The sequence below is a fragment of the Hymenobacter metallilatus genome (assembly GCF_003944705.1).
GTDB classification, from domain to species: Bacteria; Bacteroidota; Bacteroidia; order Cytophagales; family Hymenobacteraceae; genus Hymenobacter; species Hymenobacter metallilatus.
The window spans coordinates 1-16,043 of the sequence record NZ_RWIS01000024.1; the positions used below are offsets into that span (position 1 = coordinate 1).

The window sequence follows — 16,043 nt, forward strand, 5'->3', positions numbered from 1 at the left end:
GACGGCGAAACGGCGCCGGGAGGCCGGCAGGAACTGCGCGCTGGTGGCCCCAAGGGTGGCAGCGGCCCGCTCCGCGTTTCGGATTGGGAGGGCAAAGGTGGCCGGTTGCCCCCGGAATTCCAAACCCACGGCCCAAAAAATCCGTTTAAGGCCCACCTCAGTTGCCTTTCTGCCACACAATCAGCGCTATTGGTTTATGCGGGGGTTAACACTGCTTACTTAATGATTAGTTTCTTGCTCTATGAATTGAGTCAGATTAGGTTTGATTGATTTGGGGCGCTTTGTTTCGTAGGTGTAGATAGCCTGGCCCAGGGCGGCTAAGAATGGCATTCCGATTGATTCGTACTCGTATGCTCCATCATTTATAATACCATCCTGATTGACATACAAAACAGCACTGAGCATGAACTCGACCTGATTGTTTGTATCGGCGAAATAGGCAACATCTGCTAGGTAGCCGTGAGACATCCCTACTATATTATATATATGCATCCCCGATTTAAGCGTGGCGCTTGGTTGACGACCGTAATAGAGGTACTTCTTATAGGCCTCGAAGTAACGAGCCGTTTTGTACAGCGAATACCCGGAACTGTGAGGAGTATGGTGCAGGTAATACTTCAGGAATGCATAATCATCGGTTGTGAGATTGAAGCGTTGGGTACTTGGAGTAGCTTGGGGAAAGAGGATGCTCTTTAATATATCAGTTACTGATTGTAAGGGTAAATAATTAGCGGTAGTGAAATTGTAGGGCTGCGAGATAATACGACTACCTGCCTGGTAGGCATTGCCTTTGAAAATGGGTCCTAAGGGAAACGTATAAGGCAGAGAGTTATAAGCGGCGGCCTGATGAAATACGATTTGTTTTGTATTCGCATCACGGAATTCGATGGGGTTGGTATAGCGGTTAGCAGTAGTATCGCAGGGGGCAAAACGACGAACGATACGAGCTTCCGGATACCCTAATTCGACTAAGCGTTGATTGAGCTGCTGTTGACCTAGGAATTCGTATAGCCGATTGTAGGCTTGGTTGTCGCTGACTAGTAGCATGCGTTTAATATAGTTACCAACCGTATTTACCTGATCGGAATCGGGGGAGGCAACGTAGGGGGCAGGCGTTTGGCAACGGAAAGCCGCCCCAGTGCGCATAGGGGTGCGGCGGGTGAGACCGGGCTGTTGCAGGAGTTGTAGCTTTTCAAGGGCTAGTGCTGCGGTAGGCAACTTTACCATGCTAGCCGGATTGAAATACTGCCGGGCATTGAGGTGAAAGCTATGCTGCACAAACGCCGGCTGCAATTGCGCGTTGCGGTTGATTTGGGTGTAAATGATTTGTAGCTCGTAGGCTCCAGCCCTGTTTACAACAGGTATAAGCCGACTATCGGAATGAATCAGGCTATCCAGCAATGGGCTGTCGGGCGCCTGAACAGTTGCTGATGATACTTGAACATAGGGTGTAACCGGCGAAAGTGCTATACCAAACACTCCGGCCGCGACCAGCGCAGCAAATCGAATCATTAAGAAAAGATACAATAAAACCACGCTACCATCTTGCTGCTATTTTTCCACACAATAGGAGCCGCCCCCAGGTAGGAAGCGGCTCCGGAATGCGGCATTCTACACACAGAATGGCCGTTAAGGTTGTATGGGCTGACGGCGGTGAGCCAGCAACAAGTTGGAGTCGTTTTGACGCCAATTGTAACCGGTTCCAAACGGCAGCGGCCGGGGAGGATTCGTCTTATCGGTGTAGGCGGCAGTGAGGGCCGGTTGGTACTGCCGAGCAAACAGGTTGATGGGCCGTTTGTAGGTACCGTAGTAAGTGAATTGCCAGTCAGCGGGCTTAAAATATTTCATGGCAATACCAGAGTCGTCCTGGAGTATATAGGCGCTACGCTCCAAGATGAGGTTACGCACCTTGCTGAAATAACTTTTATGCATGAGGTAGGTAGCCGACTTAATATACGTAGTCAGTGGTCCTAGACTACGCACATATTTCAGTGCTACTTCCTTGGTTTGGGCCAGTTTCCAGTCGCTAAGGTCGGCAGAGAGGTATACCACAGTTTTTTCCTCGCCGGTTTTGCTGCGCAGCTTCAGCTCTACGCCGGGCACCACGTTGAGGCTGGGCTTCTGGACGGAGGCCGAATCGGCGGCGGTGAGTTGACCTTCGGGGGTGAGCTGCACATAGCGTAGAGCTTCGACCTGATGGTCGGTACGGGCGGCAAACAGCAGCAACAGCGGCACCACGCCCCCGATGTTGAGGCGCTGGTTGGTACGCTCGGCCGTTTTCACGATGGAATTGGCTTTGCTAAGCGTGTTGGTATCGGGCTTTTTGGAGTTCAACTCCACGGCCATGTCGTTGGTACGAAAGAAACTGAAGTTCAATACCGACCACAGGGAGGCTTTCAGGGCCGGGAATAACTTAGGGTTTTCCAGCGTAGCTTGATCAGGCTCCGCTCCTACTGGCTCCAAACCCATCAGCACATAGGTTTTGCTGGCAGGAAACATGGTAGTCACGTTCAGAAAATCGGGGCCGCTGAAAGGATAAAAGATTATAGGGCTGGCAGCCCGGACCGAATCCAACTCAGAGGTAGCCCACGCTTCGATTTTAGCAGTCCGGGTGGTGTGATAAGTGGTCCAACTCTTTGCTTGATCGGTGGCATAGGCTTGCCAGGCGGGCTGCGCTGCAAGGCTTTTAAGGGCGCTGCCATGGCTAACGGACAAACCGGCCAGGTATGCTGCTACATCGTGAATGGCAGCCGTATCGGGACGGGCGGCGGGCGGGCTTACCGGGCGGACGGTGGTGGTATCGGGCGGTGATGGAGAAGCTTTCTGCTCGGTTGTGGTTTGTTGTTGATCGGAACAGGCGGCCAGTAAAGCAACCAAAACTGGTAGCAGCCGGACAGCAGGAAAACGCATAGTACAGATTGAGTGAAGGGAGGCCGAAAGGTAAGAAAAGCTCCCGGGTGGCGGCTACCATCGGCAGACCGGCTAACGGAGCTTGCCACGCAACGCCTGCGCCATGCGGTGTAGATGACGGAGTAGGCAGCGCCTTCATGCGAGAACAGCTTACCAGCGCCTGATTGCCTTACAGATGGAGCAGGCTTTAGCTCTGAACGGTAACCCGTCGGCTTACTCCGTATACCAGCACACCTACCCCCAGGGTAAGCAATCCATAGCAGGTTTCCAGCGGCTTGTCGCGGGCAATGAACCAGAGCGTCCAGCCATTGAGTAGCAGGAATACCAAAGGAGTAAGCGGGTACCCCCAAGCCCGATAGGGCCGTGGCAACTCCGGTTGGCGTATGCGCAGCACAAACAGTCCCAGCACTGTTAGGAAGGTAAACAGGTTAAGAATAAAGCCGGCATATACTACCACCTGCGCAAACGACGACACCAGCACAAATAATAAGGTGAGGGTTGCCTGAAACAGCGTAGCGCGCAACGGTACCCCCATCCTACTCCGCTGGGCCAACCAGTGCAAGGCCGGTATATCCTCCCCCATAGCCTGTACAATACGTGGCCCCGCGAAAATCATAGAGCTAACGGTGGAAACCAATAAAGCCGCAATCAGCCCACCCATCAGACGTCCTCCGGCTGCTCCGAACAATGAAGTTGCTGCTACAAACCCTACTTCCACCTGCCCTTTTAACTGCGGAATTGGCGTGGAATACAGAAAGATGAAATTCAGGCCTACATACAAGGCCAATACAATGGCAGTACCAGTCAGTAAGATGCGGGGCAGATTTCGTTGAGGCTCTTGTATCTCACCCGTGAGGTAAGCCGCGGCATTCCAGCCTGAATAGGCATACGACACGAAAATCAGGGAAACAGCAAACGCCGGGCTTAGCAGCAACTGCCAGTCGGTGGTGCCCTGGGGCAGAAACGTAGTAGCTTGGGGCTGCCCCAGCCATATACCAACTCCTATAAACCCAAGCAGTACCAGCACTTTCAGGGCCGTAACGAACACTTGCACTCTGCTACCTGCTTTGCTGCTGCTACCATGTACGGCCGTGAGCACCACCACTACGGCCACGGCCAGCACCCGCGGCGGCAAAGTAGGCCACACGCTGCTGGCGTACCGCTCCAGGGCCAAGGCCGCCGCCGCCGTGGGTGCCGCAAACCCTACCGTAGCCGATACCCAGCCTGACAAGAAGCCTACGGCCGGATGATAAATGCGCGAAAGGTAGTGGTACTCGCCACCCGAGCGGGGCATGGCAGCGGCTAACTCTCCGTAGCACAGTGCTCCGCACAGGGCAATAATGCCCCCCACAACCCATAGCATTAGCAGCGCAAATCCATCTTGAATGCTCTCTACCTGAAACCCCAGACTGGTAAAAACACCAGTACCAACCATGTTGGCTACCACAATGGCAATGCCGGTCAGTACGCTTATTTTATAGGGAGAGGCCGTTGATTGGGGCATGCAGAAAAGGATTTACCAGCCAAAGATGCACATTCCGGCCGGTAGGCGGTGTTCGGAATGGCACAATGTAGGGCGTAGCAAAGCGTGGCGCCGTTACGCAAACAGGCCCGCCGGTAGCACCGGCGGGCCTGTTTGGTGGCTGGTCTTACAACTCTTACGCGCTGACCTTTTCCTTCGGGCGCTTGTACAAGGGTACTGTGCTGCATGGCTCCCCGTACATAATGCTGGCAGCTACCGGCAGCAGCTTCTGCATAATGGCCACATATGCATAGGTAGGAACGGGCTTCTCACCGCACCCCTTCACAACAACCTTGGCGTCGCGGTACTGCTCCACTTCCAGAGTGCTAATTGCCTCCTGAAAGAGCTCCTGCTCCAGCGCCTCCAGGTTGCCAAACACGTAGCGGTGAGCGTGGTTCTGGAGCTTGCTAGCCAGCAGCATATAGGCCCACGTAGGCACAATGGCATCTGTGGAGCAGATGATGGCCACATTCTGGCCGTCGTACTGCGTCCAGTCGTGGGTTTTGATGAATTCGCGGAAGTCCTTTTCGCGCAGCATGAGCCCGTGGAACAGGTTATCCTTGATATCATACACCACCCGCTCGCCCGGGTGGATGAAGTCTTCCAGGTTGAAGGTGACAAGGCCGGAATTGGCTACCCGGTTTACAAAGTCTTCCATGATGATGTAAAGCTTGATGCCTGGGGCATCGGACTTAGTATGCTTGAATTCCCTAAGCGCTGCGCACCAGGTACAATCAATTATTTTTCGGGGTGGTTGTGTACACCTCTTTCAGGTAAAACGGCTCGTAGTAGGCCACGCTCCGGAATTCCTGACGACGGTAGGCACCAAGTGCCAGGGCACCTACTGCCACAGCCGAGGGCTCGATGCCGTACAGGAAGCCAGCTTGGGAGTTGTTGGCTACCAACGGTTGGAACTTGGCTGCCCCACTTCCAAAACATAACAACTGGTACCCGGCCAATTGTTCGGCCAGGGAGGTTTCGTCCAGCAGCAACGGTGTGGGGGCCAGTACTTCTGTGCCATCGGCCTGGTACACGCCGGCGTACACTTCCATCCGGCGGGCATCCAGCATGGGGCAATACAGGTACTGCTCGGGCCGGGCCGTACCGGCAGCTACCTGGTGGGCCAGGCTTTGCAAGGTGCTAATAGCCAGTAGCGGAATATCCAGCGCGTAGCACAGCCCTTTAGCCGCCGCCGCCCCAATGCGCAGCCCTGTGTAAGAGCCCGGCCCGTCCGATACGGCCACTACTGCCACGTCCTGCAACGTATGCAATGTATTTTCCAGCAGTTGGCTGATGAGCAGGCTCAGGTGGGAGGAGTGGGATTTTTCCAGCCGCAGCTCCGTCTGGCCGACCAGCCGGCCCGTTTCGAGATGGTGCAACGCCACCGAGCACACCGGCGACGAGGTTTCGAGGGAAAGCAGCAACTTGGACATAGGGCAAAGGTACGGCCAACGGCAGTAAGCTTTATTATACTTGTTTTTCTGTGCCCAACTCCTCTAGAGCTTTTTTCTCCCACTCTGCTTCTTCCAGCAGCTTATTAGGCGAGGTTGAATGAACTACACCCCAAACGGCCAGAAAAAATACAGCAGAAACCACATCACAGTTTTGCGAGTATCGGGCCGCTGGCCCTTCTCAACCATTTGCAGCAGCGAGGCCGGAAACCAGTGCACGTGCAGATAGGCAAATAGCACGTAGAGAAAGAGCCAGCCTCCGGTGCCATTCACATGCCAGCTCGTGGTAGACAGATAAAAATCCGGGTCTTCACTGACAACACTGTACCCCCAGGAAACCAGTACCAGAAAACCGTCAATCAGCAACCAAGTACCACTATATCCCTCCTGCTTGGGGCGTAGGGCCAGTAGTTCGTTTGATTGCAATACCAACCAGGCCACCAACAGAAATACGCTCAGGAAACCAAGTAATCTGTCGGTCGTGACATCGGTAGTATACCACGATAGAAAGTGAGGCACCATCAATAACAGGAATACTTACCAATGCTTAGCTCGCAGCATCATACAGGATAGGCTATGTAAAACAGAAAAAGCAGCCCCAATATCGGGCTGCTTTTTCTGTTTGGATTATGGCTTATTAGCGGCCGCCCGCTGTAGTACGCTTAGCTTCGGGGCGGGTTTTAGCTTCTACTGTACCAGGTTTCAACAGCGCAGCATAGCGCGGGGCATCATTAAGCACGGCCTGGGCCATTAGAATATTGGGGTCGTCGTCGAAGCTGGCCTCGATGCCACCCTTCTGAAAGTAATAGCGCGACACGATTTCCTGCTCTAACAGCTCCCGGATTTCGGGTTTAAAGCGCATAAGGTCGTTGGCTTTGTTGGTGGTTACCTTGCGGCGCATGGCTTCCAGCTCGGTTTTCACGTCGTCGTAGTGCTTTTCATCTTTCACCTTTTTGGTGAGTTCAGCTAAGGCCTTTTCGGCGTCGGTGCTGTAGCTGATATCCTTGCCTTTGAGGTAATCAACGAACTTCTGGTAATCGGCATCGGTGAGCTTAAACTGCCGGGCCGGGGCAATGGAAGCGTGCTCCGAGCGGTAACGGGTAGCGTAATCGAACAGGTAGCTCTTCTGGAGCAGTACCCGCGTGATGTCGGCAATTTCCCGGTCTACTACTTCCACATCAGGGGCCACGCCGCCGCCGTCGTACACGGTGCGGCCGGCTACGGTTTTGAAGGCGGTGCGCAAGGAGTCGGGCACCTTGCCCAGCGTACCATCGTCGGCGCGGTGCGAGTAGTCGATTTCCTGAATGCAGCGGCCGCTCGGAATGTAGTACTTGGCCGTCGTGACTTTGAGTTGGGAATTATAGCTCAGCGGGCGGGTGGCCTGCACAAGGCCTTTGCCAAACGTGCGCTCCCCTACCAGCACGGCCCGGTCATAATCCTGCAACACCCCCGATACGATTTCGGAAGCCGAGGCCGAGCGGTTGGAGGTAATCACCACCATCGGAATCTGGGTATCCAGGGGAGCATCGAGGGCTTTGTAGGTCTTATTCCAGTCAGATACCTTACCCTTGGTGCTCACAATGTCCTTGCCCTTATCCACGAACAGGTTGGAGATATTCACGGCCTCATTGAGCAACCCTCCGGGGTTGTCCCGAATGTCGAACACCAGTTTCTTTGCTCCCTGCTCCTTAAGTTTGGCCACGGCCAGCCGCACTTCCTTCCCGGCATCCACCGTGAAGCCCGAAAGCTGGAAGTAACCAATTTCGGGGGTGAGCATGCCGTAGTAGGGCACGTTGTCCACCTGAATCTTGTCGCGGGTAATGGCAATTTCCACCGGGGCATCCTGTCCGTAGCGGGTCACCATCAGCTTAACCTGAGAGTTGGCCTGGCCCTTCAGTAGCTTGCTGATATCGGCGTTGGACTTCTTGTCCACGTTCACGCCGTTGATGGTCAGGATTTCGTCGCCGGGGAGCAGGCCGGCTTTCTGGGCCGGGTAGCCCTCGTAGGCGGCTTGCACCACAGTTTTGTTGTTGCGCTTCACCACCACGGCTCCAATACCCCCGTACTGACCGGTAGTCATGGTACGGAAGTCCTCAATGTCGTCCTCAGGAATGTAGTTGGTGTACGGGTCCAGCGACTTGAGCATGGCGTCGATGCCCGTTTTCACCAGCTTGGCTGGTGGCACCTCGTCTACGTAGTAGGTATTCACCTCCTTGAACAGGGTGGCGAAGATGTCGAGGTTTTTGGCAATTTCGAAGTACCGCTCATTGTCGGTAGCTGCGCGGAAGGATACGAGCAGACCGGCACCGCCCAGCAGGGCAGCCACGGCCAAAGATTTTTTGCGCATAAAAGGGGCTGAAAGCAACTGAAAGACCCTACGACAGACCATGCGGCGGGTTTTCTGGTACTTGCTAGAAAGCCACCCCACAGTGCGTTTGTTCCTAAGAACCGGTAGGTGCCGCAGCAGTTGTACCGGTTTCAGTGAGCAAACGCTCCAGCCCTGAAATTAATTTTTTTTCGACCACCGACAACGGCTTTTTTTCCTTGCCCGTGTAGATAATGGCTAACTGTGCCACTGAATGCCCGCCGGGCGCTTCCAGCAGCCGATATTTATTGAGCCGATAGGCTTCGCGCATGAGGCGCTTGAGGTAGTTGCGGTCCACGGCGCGCTTGAAGCTACGCTTGCTCACACTCACCAGTACCTGGGGCGGGGCAGCAGTGGGCGCTATAGTTGGGCGCCATACCACTCGTAAGGGATATAAACCAAAAGAAGAACCCTGCCCGAAAAGCGCTTCAATAAGCTTCTTTCGGCACAGATGTTCTTCTTTCGGAAACGAGTAGGAGCGTGCACCCGGCGTTGCAACAGGAATAGTCATCGGCGGGGGCAGCGGCGTTTCAGCCGCCGGCAGCGGCTTAGCGCTTATGACGACCTTCGTCAGATACGGTCAGGCGCTTGCGGCCTTTGGCACGACGACGAGCGATTACGCTACGGCCGTTAGCGGTTTCCATGCGCGAGCGGAAACCGTGCTTGTTGCGGCGCTTGCGCTGCGAGGGCTGAAAAGTACGTTTCATGGTATGGGTAAGTGACTCTGTTACAAGTAAGGCCGGCAAAGGTAACAGGTGCAATTGGAAATGGCAAGTAGCGCATGCTTTAGCTTGCGTATTTTCGCCATACTATCCCCCTATCATCATTCCACCCACAGCCCACTATACGCCCATTCATCCCAGCTACTCACTAGCCCTGCCTTTACCGGGTTCTGAACTACATACCGATTGATGCGCTGCAACTCCACCGTATCACGCAGTATATGGTCGTAAGCTTTCGTGCTGCCAGAATGCGCCGCACCGCTGCAATAACTGATTAGCTTCCCGAGCTGGGGCACCTTTCAATTGTTGCATGAGGGAAGCAAGACTATCAGATAGCTCCAACGGCAATTGTACTACTGCATGCACATGATTAGACATCACGCAGAAGCTATGCCCCGATACATCTTGCTTCGCCAAGCGCTGGAATTGCCGGACTACTGCGGTGGCAACTTCTGGTTGCTTCAGCTATAAAGGGCTGGTAGTAGCGCCGTCCAGCAAAGTGTCGAACTTGCCGAAATAGAGTCGCCGGAGTCGGTAACGTGCATCTTTTAATTCATCCAAACTACGTACCGGGTCTGCCAACAATGCTGCTTCTGACAGCTGCCTGTCCTGCCGTAACCGCTCGATGGGCACTTGCGGCAAAGAATCTGCCAGGCGAAAGGTGACAAAAATAGTAGCTCTCGGCGGCAGAATATGCGGTAAATTGCGTCGATAAACAGTTTTTATGCCTTCAACATAGCAGATAACGCAATGTGTTGGTACTGAAAGCGGAACGATCCTGCCGCTTATTTAAGCAGGGTGCAAATTGAGCTGGCTGTTTTATCGTGCAACGGCTACGCAAGCTAAAGCATGCGCTACTATGATTCACTACCACATTTCCTTCGAGAACCCGCTTACCTTTTACCTGCAAGTTCAAATGACGTTTGAAGTGCCTGCGGGTACGGAGGCGCCGGTAGAGCTGCAGCTGCCCGCGTGGCGGCCGGGGCGGTATGAGCTGCAGAACTTCGCCCAGAAGCTGCAGCATGTAGTGCTGGAGGATGCAGCCTCCGGGGAAGCTTTGACGAGCCGAAAGATTACCAAGGACCGGTGGCAGCTGCGCGGGGCGGCGGGGCGCACGGTGCGGGTGCGCTACAACTTTTACGCCCACCAGATGGATGCCGGCGGCTCCTGGCTCGATGAAACCCAGCTGTACCTGAACCCGGTGCAGGCCCTTATGTACGTGGAAGGCCGACAGGAAGAAACCTGCCAACTGCTGCTCGATGTGCCCGAGGGCTGGCAGATAGCCTGTGGCCTGCCTCAGCGTGGCCCTAACCTACTGGAAGCCCGCAGCTTCGACCATTTGGCCGATTCGCCGCTGATTGCCAGCCCTACTTTGCAGTACCGCAACTACGAGGTGCAGGGCCTGCCTTTCTACATCTGGATACAGGGAGAGTGCCCGGTAGACTGGGGGCGGCTGGTGCAGGATTTCCGGGCATTCAGTGAGGAGCAATTAACGCTATTCGGCTCGTTTCCGGCCCAGGATTATCATTTTCTGAACCAGATTCTGCCCTACAAGCACTACCACGGCGTGGAGCACCTCAACTCTACCGTTATTGTGCTGGGGCCGGCCGAGCTACTAATGACGGAAGGGCTGTACAAGGAGCTGCTGGGCGTGAGCTGCCACGAGCTGTTTCATGCCTGGAACATCAAGAGCATCCGGCCGGCCGAAATGCAGCCCTATGACTACGCCCGCGAGAACTACTTCCGCACCTGCTTTATTGCCGAGGGCATTACCACCTACTACGGCGAATACCTGCTGGCCCGCAGTGGGGTGCGCACCGCCGAGCAGTATTTTCAGGAGCTGAACACCGTGCTGCGCAAGCACTACGACGACTATGGCCGCTACCACCTCTCGGTAGCCGATGCCAGCATGGACCTGTGGCTGGATGGCTACAAGCCCGGCGTACCCGACCGCAAAGTATCAGTGTACCACAAGGGTGCGTTGGTGGCGCTGCTGCTCGACCTTACACTGCGGCAGCTTTCGGGCCACCAGCGCAGCCTGGATGATGTGATGCGCCGCCTCTGGGAAGAGTTTGGCAAAACTGGCCTGGGCTATACTGAGGAGGATTACCAGCGGGTAGTGAAGGAAGTGGCCGGGCGCGACATGCAGGCCTATTTCGACAAGTTTATTTACGGTACGGCTTCGCTGGAGGAACCGTTGAACCGGGTGCTGGGCTTTGTGGGCTGCCGTCTGCGCATCGAAGAAAACCCCTCGGTGTCGGAGGGCGTGTACGGGTTCCGGACGGTGGTGAAGAACGAGCGGACGGAGGTAACCGATATTCTGCCCGATGCCCCGGCAGCCCTGGCCCTGACCGTAGACGACGAAATAGTAGCCATTAATGGCCGCCGCGTGGATATGAACCTGCATACCCTGCTCGCCGACGGGGCCGACCAGCATACAGTAACCGTATTTCGGCAAAACCGCCTGCTCACCGTGGCGCTATCCGCCGACCCGGCACACCGCTTCTGGCAAAAAGTAACTATTGAAAAACTCCCCTCTCCCACCCCGGAGCAACAAGCCAGCTTCCGGCAGTGGATGGGTCAGGAATGGTAGTCGTCACCCAACCCGCATCTTGCCGGTGCCCCGTACTGGTGCAGTATGCAGCAAAACATCTTTGCCGGAAATAGTTTAGAAAAACTGTAACCGTTAAAATCCGCTGTTTCGGAACTCTCCGCCCGCTTTTATCTTTTTGTTCTCTGTCCACCCGACAACGACGAGCCTTTCGACCCAAGCCTACTCTGCCTCCCATGTTTCGGTTTCGTACCGTAGCTGCTGCCCTTCCGCTGGTAGTGCTACCGGCCTGTTCGTTGCGTATGCAGCCCACCGAGAAGTCTCGGCCCAGTGTTGCATTGCCACCCTTGCCGCCTCCTAAGCCCCCGCGCATTTACCGCCTGCAGCACCTGGATACACTGGTGCAGGTGCCAGGGCGCGTCTTGCACATCTATCCGGCCGCTCGGCAGGTATATAGCCAGCTAAAAAGTCCTGATTGGGTATTAAGCAAGCCTGCCTCAGCAGAAGAGGAAGATTCTTTCCTGGATTTTGCTTCCGAGGAAAAGCTGCGCCTGGCAAAAGCAGGGTCGCGCGTGCTACGGACGGGGCGAGCTTTGCGGCTTCGGCCCACGGGTGCCGCAGAAGTAAAGCTGGTAAACAACCCGGCAGAAGATGAGCGGAATATTGCCTACGAATACCTAGCCACGCTGCCCAGCATCCATCAGTGGCTAATTTCGGTGCACCTGTACGAAGGGGGCTACTACATGCTGGTAGACCAGCGGAGTGGACGCCGGACGCAGTTGATGGCTCCGCCGGTTGTAGCCCCCGACGGCCGCCATTTTGTGTGCGGCAACTCCGATGTGCTGGCCCGTTTTGAGCCCAGCGGTCTGCAGCTCTGGAGCCTCGATGACAAAGCCCCGCGCCTGCTCTGGGAAAGGCAAACTGAATGGGGCTGCACTCAGCCCCGCTGGCTCGACAATAAAACCATCCTATTCGAGCAGGATTTCTTCGACAAAGGCGACGTAGATACCCGTGTAGTCCGTTTGAAGGTGGTTCCGTAATGGTGATATGAAACGATGAGACATGAGAAGTGAGACAGACGACTTCGCCAAACGGCCCGCCTGTCTCACTTTTCATGTCTCATCGTCTCAGGTTTCTATCCTAAAACCTAGTGTTTGGCGTCGCCGCCTTTGCCTACTTTACCACTGGCTACCGACATGGGTTTGTTGCCCTGAGGGTTATTGCGGATGTTGTGCACGCCCTCCCCAGCCGAGTTGCCGTCGGTAGTGTTGCCGCGGGCCGATACGTCCATGGTATTGGGACTTTGTACCTGGGTGCTTTTTTTCTTGGTATTGGCAGCCGGGTTTACGGAGGTCTTATCGTTGGTCAGGTCGGATTCTTTTTTGCTAATGCTCATGGCCGTGGGATTTACGGGTGGATGAATATTCCTTTTACCCACTCAGTTCCTGCAGGGTTGTGATAAAATTCGGCGCATAAAAAAGCCCTGCTCATAGCTGAACAGGGCTTCTGGTTACATAAGCGGCTAGTAGCTTAGCTGGCCATAGCGGCAACCGGGGCTACGGCTACTAATTCGCCAAACTGCTTTTCGCGGGCTTCAATTTCTTCCTGGCTTAAGTTAAGCAGGCGCTCCGTACCGAATTTCTCTACGCAGAACGAGGCCATGGCCGACCCATGAATAACCGCACGCTTCATGTTTTCGAAGCTGATATCGTCGGTAGCGGCCAGGTGACCGATAAAGCCCCCCGCAAACGTGTCGCCGGCGCCGGTAGGGTCAAATACTTCTTCCAGGGGCAAGGCCGGCGCGAAGAAGATCTGGTTTTTGTGGAAGAGCAAGGCCCCGTGCTCCCCTTTCTTAATGATGAGGTATTTAGGGCCCATGGCCATAATGAGCTTGGCGGCCTTCACCAGAGAATGTTGTCCCGACAACTGACGGGCTTCTTCGTCGTTGATGCTGAGCACGTCCACCATTTCGATGGTTGTTTTCAGCTCATCCAGGGCCACGTCCATCCAAAAGTTCATCGTGTCCATTACAATCAGCTTGGGCCGATTAACCAGGCGCTGAATCACAAGGCGCTGAATCTGGGGGGTGAGGTTGCCCAACATCAGGTACTTGCAGTCCTGGTAGGAATCGGGCAGCACCGGGTCGAAATCGGCCAGAACGTTGAGCTCGGTGGCCAGGGTTTCGCGCGAGTTCAGGTCGTTGGAGTATTTGCCCGACCAGAAGAACGACTTCTCCCCCTGCTTGATCTGCAGGCCTTCAGTGTCTACGCCATGCTCGCCCAGCATCACAATATCCGACTGCGGAAAATCGTCGCCCACTACAGCCACGATTTTCACGGGCTTAACGGAGTAGGACGCCGACAGGCTGATGTAGGTAGCAGCGCCGCCAACAATCTTGTCGGTTTTGCCGAAGGGCGTTTCCAGGGCATCGAAGGCCACCGTGCCGATAACAACCAGACTCATAGATTCAAAGGGGAAAAGTGGTTCAGGGTTCTACTTATACAGGGCCGCAACACCAGCCGCCGCCGAATCCTTCCATCGGCCACGGAAAAGACGGGCCGGCTCCAGGCTGCAAAAAACAAAAAAGGCCTCTGCCACTGAGGAGAGACCTTTTTGTAGGCTAAACGGTGGGTAAGTAATGGGGCTCGAACCCACGACCTTCGGAATCACAATCCGACGCTCTAACCAGCTGAGCTATACCTACCGTATTGGGTATTGCAGCCACAAAAGTAGCGTCCGCCCCCGGATTTGCAAAAGAATCAGACGGTTTTTTTCGGACACTACGCCTCCCTGCACGAAATCAGGCAGTTAACGGGGCATACCACTCCATCGGCCACCAGAGTCATTACGCTGAAGGCTACGGCCCTTGATGCTACAACCAACAGGACCTCCGGCTAGGCAGAAGTATGCAGCACTCCAATCTGTAGAGCCAAGCGCTAGGATGAACACGCAAGCCACAAGCATTTTACCCGGTATAATCCGCGTACCTTTGTGGTTTACAACACGCTTTGCCTTATGTCTGACACGCCGCAGCCGCTCACTTTCGCTGATTTCAAGCTCAACAAGCAACTCCTGACGGCCGTGGAGGAAGCAGGCTTCACGGAGCCCACTCCGGTGCAGCAGCAAACCATTCCGCTACTGTTGGCCGGCCACGACGTGCTGGGCATTGCCCAAACCGGTACCGGCAAAACGGCGGCTTTCGGGCTACCCTTGCTCATGAAGGTGAAGTACGCTCAAGGCACCCACCCACGTGCTCTGGTACTGGCTCCTACCCGGGAGCTGGCGATGCAGCTGGAAGCGCACCTCAAAAAGCTGGCGGTATACACCGACCTGCGCATTTTTGCCATTTACGGCGGCTTGGGACCCAAAACCCAGATTGAAACCATTGCGAAAGGCGTGGATATCCTGATTGCCACGCCGGGCCGCCTGATGGAGCTGTATCTGAAGGGCGACCTGGTGCTGAAAGAGCTGAAAACTCTGGTGCTGGATGAGGCCGACAAGATGATGGACATGGGCTTTATGCCCCAGATCCGGCGCATTCTGGAGGTAATTCCGCGCAAGCGTCAGAACGTGCTGTTCTCGGCTACTATGCCGGAGAAGGTGACGACGCTGAGCGAGGAGTTTCTGGAGTTTCCGGTGCGGATTGAGGTGACGCCGGCCGCCACTTCGGCCCAGACGGTGAGCCAGACGCTGTACGAAGTGCCCAACCTGCTCACCAAAATCAACCTGCTGGAATACCTGTTTCTGGATTGGGACACGTTTCACCGGGTCATGATTTTTACCCGCACCAAGGAGCACGCCGACAACGTAGCCAGCTTCCTGCAGCGCAAAGCCCACGGAGAGGTACGGGCCATTCACGGCAACAAGGGCCAGAATATGCGCATCAACGCTATGGAGGCCTTCAAGGCTGGGGCGGTGCGCTTTTTGGTAGCTACCGATGTGGCCGCCCGGGGCATCGATGTGCCGCAGGTGTCGCACGTTATCAACTTCGACGTGCCGCTGGTATACGACGATTACGTGCACCGCATTGGCCGTACGGGCCGGGCCCAGCACACGGGCGCCGCCATTACCTTCGCCAACGAGGCCGAAATGTTCCACATGGAGCGCATTGCCGAGCTAATCCGGCAGGAAATTCCGCTGCTGCCCATTCCGGCGGAGGTAGAAATTGCCAAAACGTCCTTCAACGAACAGCAGGACATGGACCGGGAAAAGGATGAGCGGCGCAAACGCGAGGACCCCAACTTCAAAGGCGCTTTCCACGAGCGGAAAGAATGGATAAAGCCCGGGGTAACCATTGACAAGCGCACTGGCCGCGAGTTTCAGGCGGGCCCCAACCGCAGCCAAAAGGGCAAAAAGGTGAATCCCTCGAAAGGCAAAGCCTCATCCCATTCTTCTAAGGCCTTCCGGGCCGCCCAGGGCCGCGCCCGCGCCAAGCGGAGCAAGTAGATGGTGAAGTGGTGAGGTGGTGAAATAGTGAGTGGCCGTTCTGATAGCGCATTTCGCGCCAATAGAACGGCCACTC

15 protein-coding genes and 1 tRNA gene are annotated in these 16,043 nt (G+C 55.4%); 3 read left to right on the plus strand and 13 right to left on the minus strand.

The window, feature by feature from the left end:
- Positions 1 to 219: 219 nt before the first annotated feature.
- The 10 genes from EI290_RS21930 to EI290_RS23075 form a co-directional block, all read right to left on the minus strand.
- Entirely contained in the window at positions 220 to 1,512 is a 1,293-nt protein-coding gene (locus tag EI290_RS21930) for a serine hydrolase (protein WP_125433788.1), read from the minus strand.
- A 117-nt stretch (positions 1,513 to 1,629) separates the two neighbouring features.
- Positions 1,630 to 2,910, minus strand: a complete 1,281-nt coding sequence (locus tag EI290_RS21935; RefSeq protein WP_125433789.1) for a hypothetical protein — start codon at positions 2,908 to 2,910, stop codon at positions 1,630 to 1,632.
- A gap of 187 nt (positions 2,911 to 3,097) precedes the next feature.
- On the minus strand, positions 3,098 to 4,414 hold the full coding sequence (locus tag EI290_RS21940) for an APC family permease (protein WP_125433790.1): 1,317 nt from the start codon (positions 4,412 to 4,414) through the stop codon (positions 3,098 to 3,100).
- A gap of 154 nt (positions 4,415 to 4,568) precedes the next feature.
- Positions 4,569 to 5,090 carry a DUF2480 family protein gene (locus EI290_RS21945; RefSeq protein ID WP_125433791.1) on the minus strand — a complete coding sequence of 174 codons (522 nt, stop codon included), beginning with the start codon at positions 5,088 to 5,090 and terminating at the stop codon, positions 4,569 to 4,571.
- A gap of 76 nt (positions 5,091 to 5,166) precedes the next feature.
- A complete protein-coding gene (gene tsaB / locus EI290_RS21950; protein ID WP_125433792.1) occupies positions 5,167 to 5,865 on the minus strand; it encodes a tRNA (adenosine(37)-N6)-threonylcarbamoyltransferase complex dimerization subunit type 1 TsaB in 699 nt (232 codons plus the stop codon).
- 123 nt (positions 5,866 to 5,988) lie between these two features.
- Positions 5,989 to 6,405, minus strand: coding sequence for a hypothetical protein (locus EI290_RS21955; protein ID WP_125433793.1), 417 nt, complete (start codon positions 6,403 to 6,405; stop codon positions 5,989 to 5,991).
- A 115-nt stretch (positions 6,406 to 6,520) separates the two neighbouring features.
- Positions 6,521 to 8,230 carry a S41 family peptidase gene (locus tag EI290_RS21960; RefSeq protein WP_185817118.1) on the minus strand — a complete coding sequence of 570 codons (1,710 nt, stop codon included), beginning with the start codon at positions 8,228 to 8,230 and terminating at the stop codon, positions 6,521 to 6,523.
- Between the two features lie 94 nt (positions 8,231 to 8,324).
- Positions 8,325 to 8,759 (minus strand): ribonuclease P protein component, encoded by a 435-nt coding sequence (locus EI290_RS21965; RefSeq protein WP_125433794.1) that lies wholly within the window; start codon positions 8,757 to 8,759, stop codon positions 8,325 to 8,327.
- 37 nt (positions 8,760 to 8,796) lie between these two features.
- Positions 8,797 to 8,955, minus strand: coding sequence for a 50S ribosomal protein L34 (gene rpmH, locus EI290_RS21970; RefSeq protein ID WP_045689549.1), 159 nt, complete (start codon positions 8,953 to 8,955; stop codon positions 8,797 to 8,799).
- 225 nt (positions 8,956 to 9,180) lie between these two features.
- Positions 9,181 to 9,387 (minus strand): transposase, encoded by a 207-nt coding sequence (locus EI290_RS23075; RefSeq protein WP_125433795.1) that lies wholly within the window; start codon positions 9,385 to 9,387, stop codon positions 9,181 to 9,183.
- 442 nt (positions 9,388 to 9,829) lie between these two features.
- Between EI290_RS23075 and EI290_RS21980 the strand changes: the two genes are divergently transcribed.
- A complete protein-coding gene (locus EI290_RS21980) occupies positions 9,830 to 11,563 on the plus strand; it encodes a M61 family metallopeptidase (protein WP_125433796.1) in 1,734 nt (577 codons plus the stop codon).
- A gap of 194 nt (positions 11,564 to 11,757) precedes the next feature.
- The gene (locus EI290_RS21985) at positions 11,758 to 12,561 is read left to right on the plus strand and encodes a hypothetical protein (protein ID WP_125433797.1); all 804 of its coding nucleotides are present in this window, start codon (positions 11,758 to 11,760) and stop codon (positions 12,559 to 12,561) included.
- A 107-nt stretch (positions 12,562 to 12,668) separates the two neighbouring features.
- On the opposite strand, the gene EI290_RS21990 is transcribed toward EI290_RS21985, so the two are convergent.
- The 3 genes from EI290_RS21990 to EI290_RS22000 form a co-directional block, all read right to left on the minus strand.
- On the minus strand, positions 12,669 to 12,917 hold the full coding sequence (locus EI290_RS21990) for a hypothetical protein (protein ID WP_125433798.1): 249 nt from the start codon (positions 12,915 to 12,917) through the stop codon (positions 12,669 to 12,671).
- Between the two features lie 134 nt (positions 12,918 to 13,051).
- The gene (locus EI290_RS21995) at positions 13,052 to 13,984 is read right to left on the minus strand and encodes a PfkB family carbohydrate kinase (RefSeq protein WP_125433799.1); all 933 of its coding nucleotides are present in this window, start codon (positions 13,982 to 13,984) and stop codon (positions 13,052 to 13,054) included.
- A 167-nt stretch (positions 13,985 to 14,151) separates the two neighbouring features.
- Positions 14,152 to 14,225: transfer RNA gene (locus EI290_RS22000), tRNA-His, on the minus strand.
- Positions 14,226 to 14,536: 311 nt separating this feature from the next.
- Between EI290_RS22000 and EI290_RS22005 the strand changes: the two genes are divergently transcribed.
- Positions 14,537 to 15,967: a DEAD/DEAH box helicase gene (locus EI290_RS22005; RefSeq protein ID WP_125433800.1), complete on the plus strand. Its 1,431-nt coding sequence runs from the start codon at positions 14,537 to 14,539 to the stop codon at positions 15,965 to 15,967.
- The last annotated feature ends 76 nt before the right edge of the window (positions 15,968 to 16,043 follow it).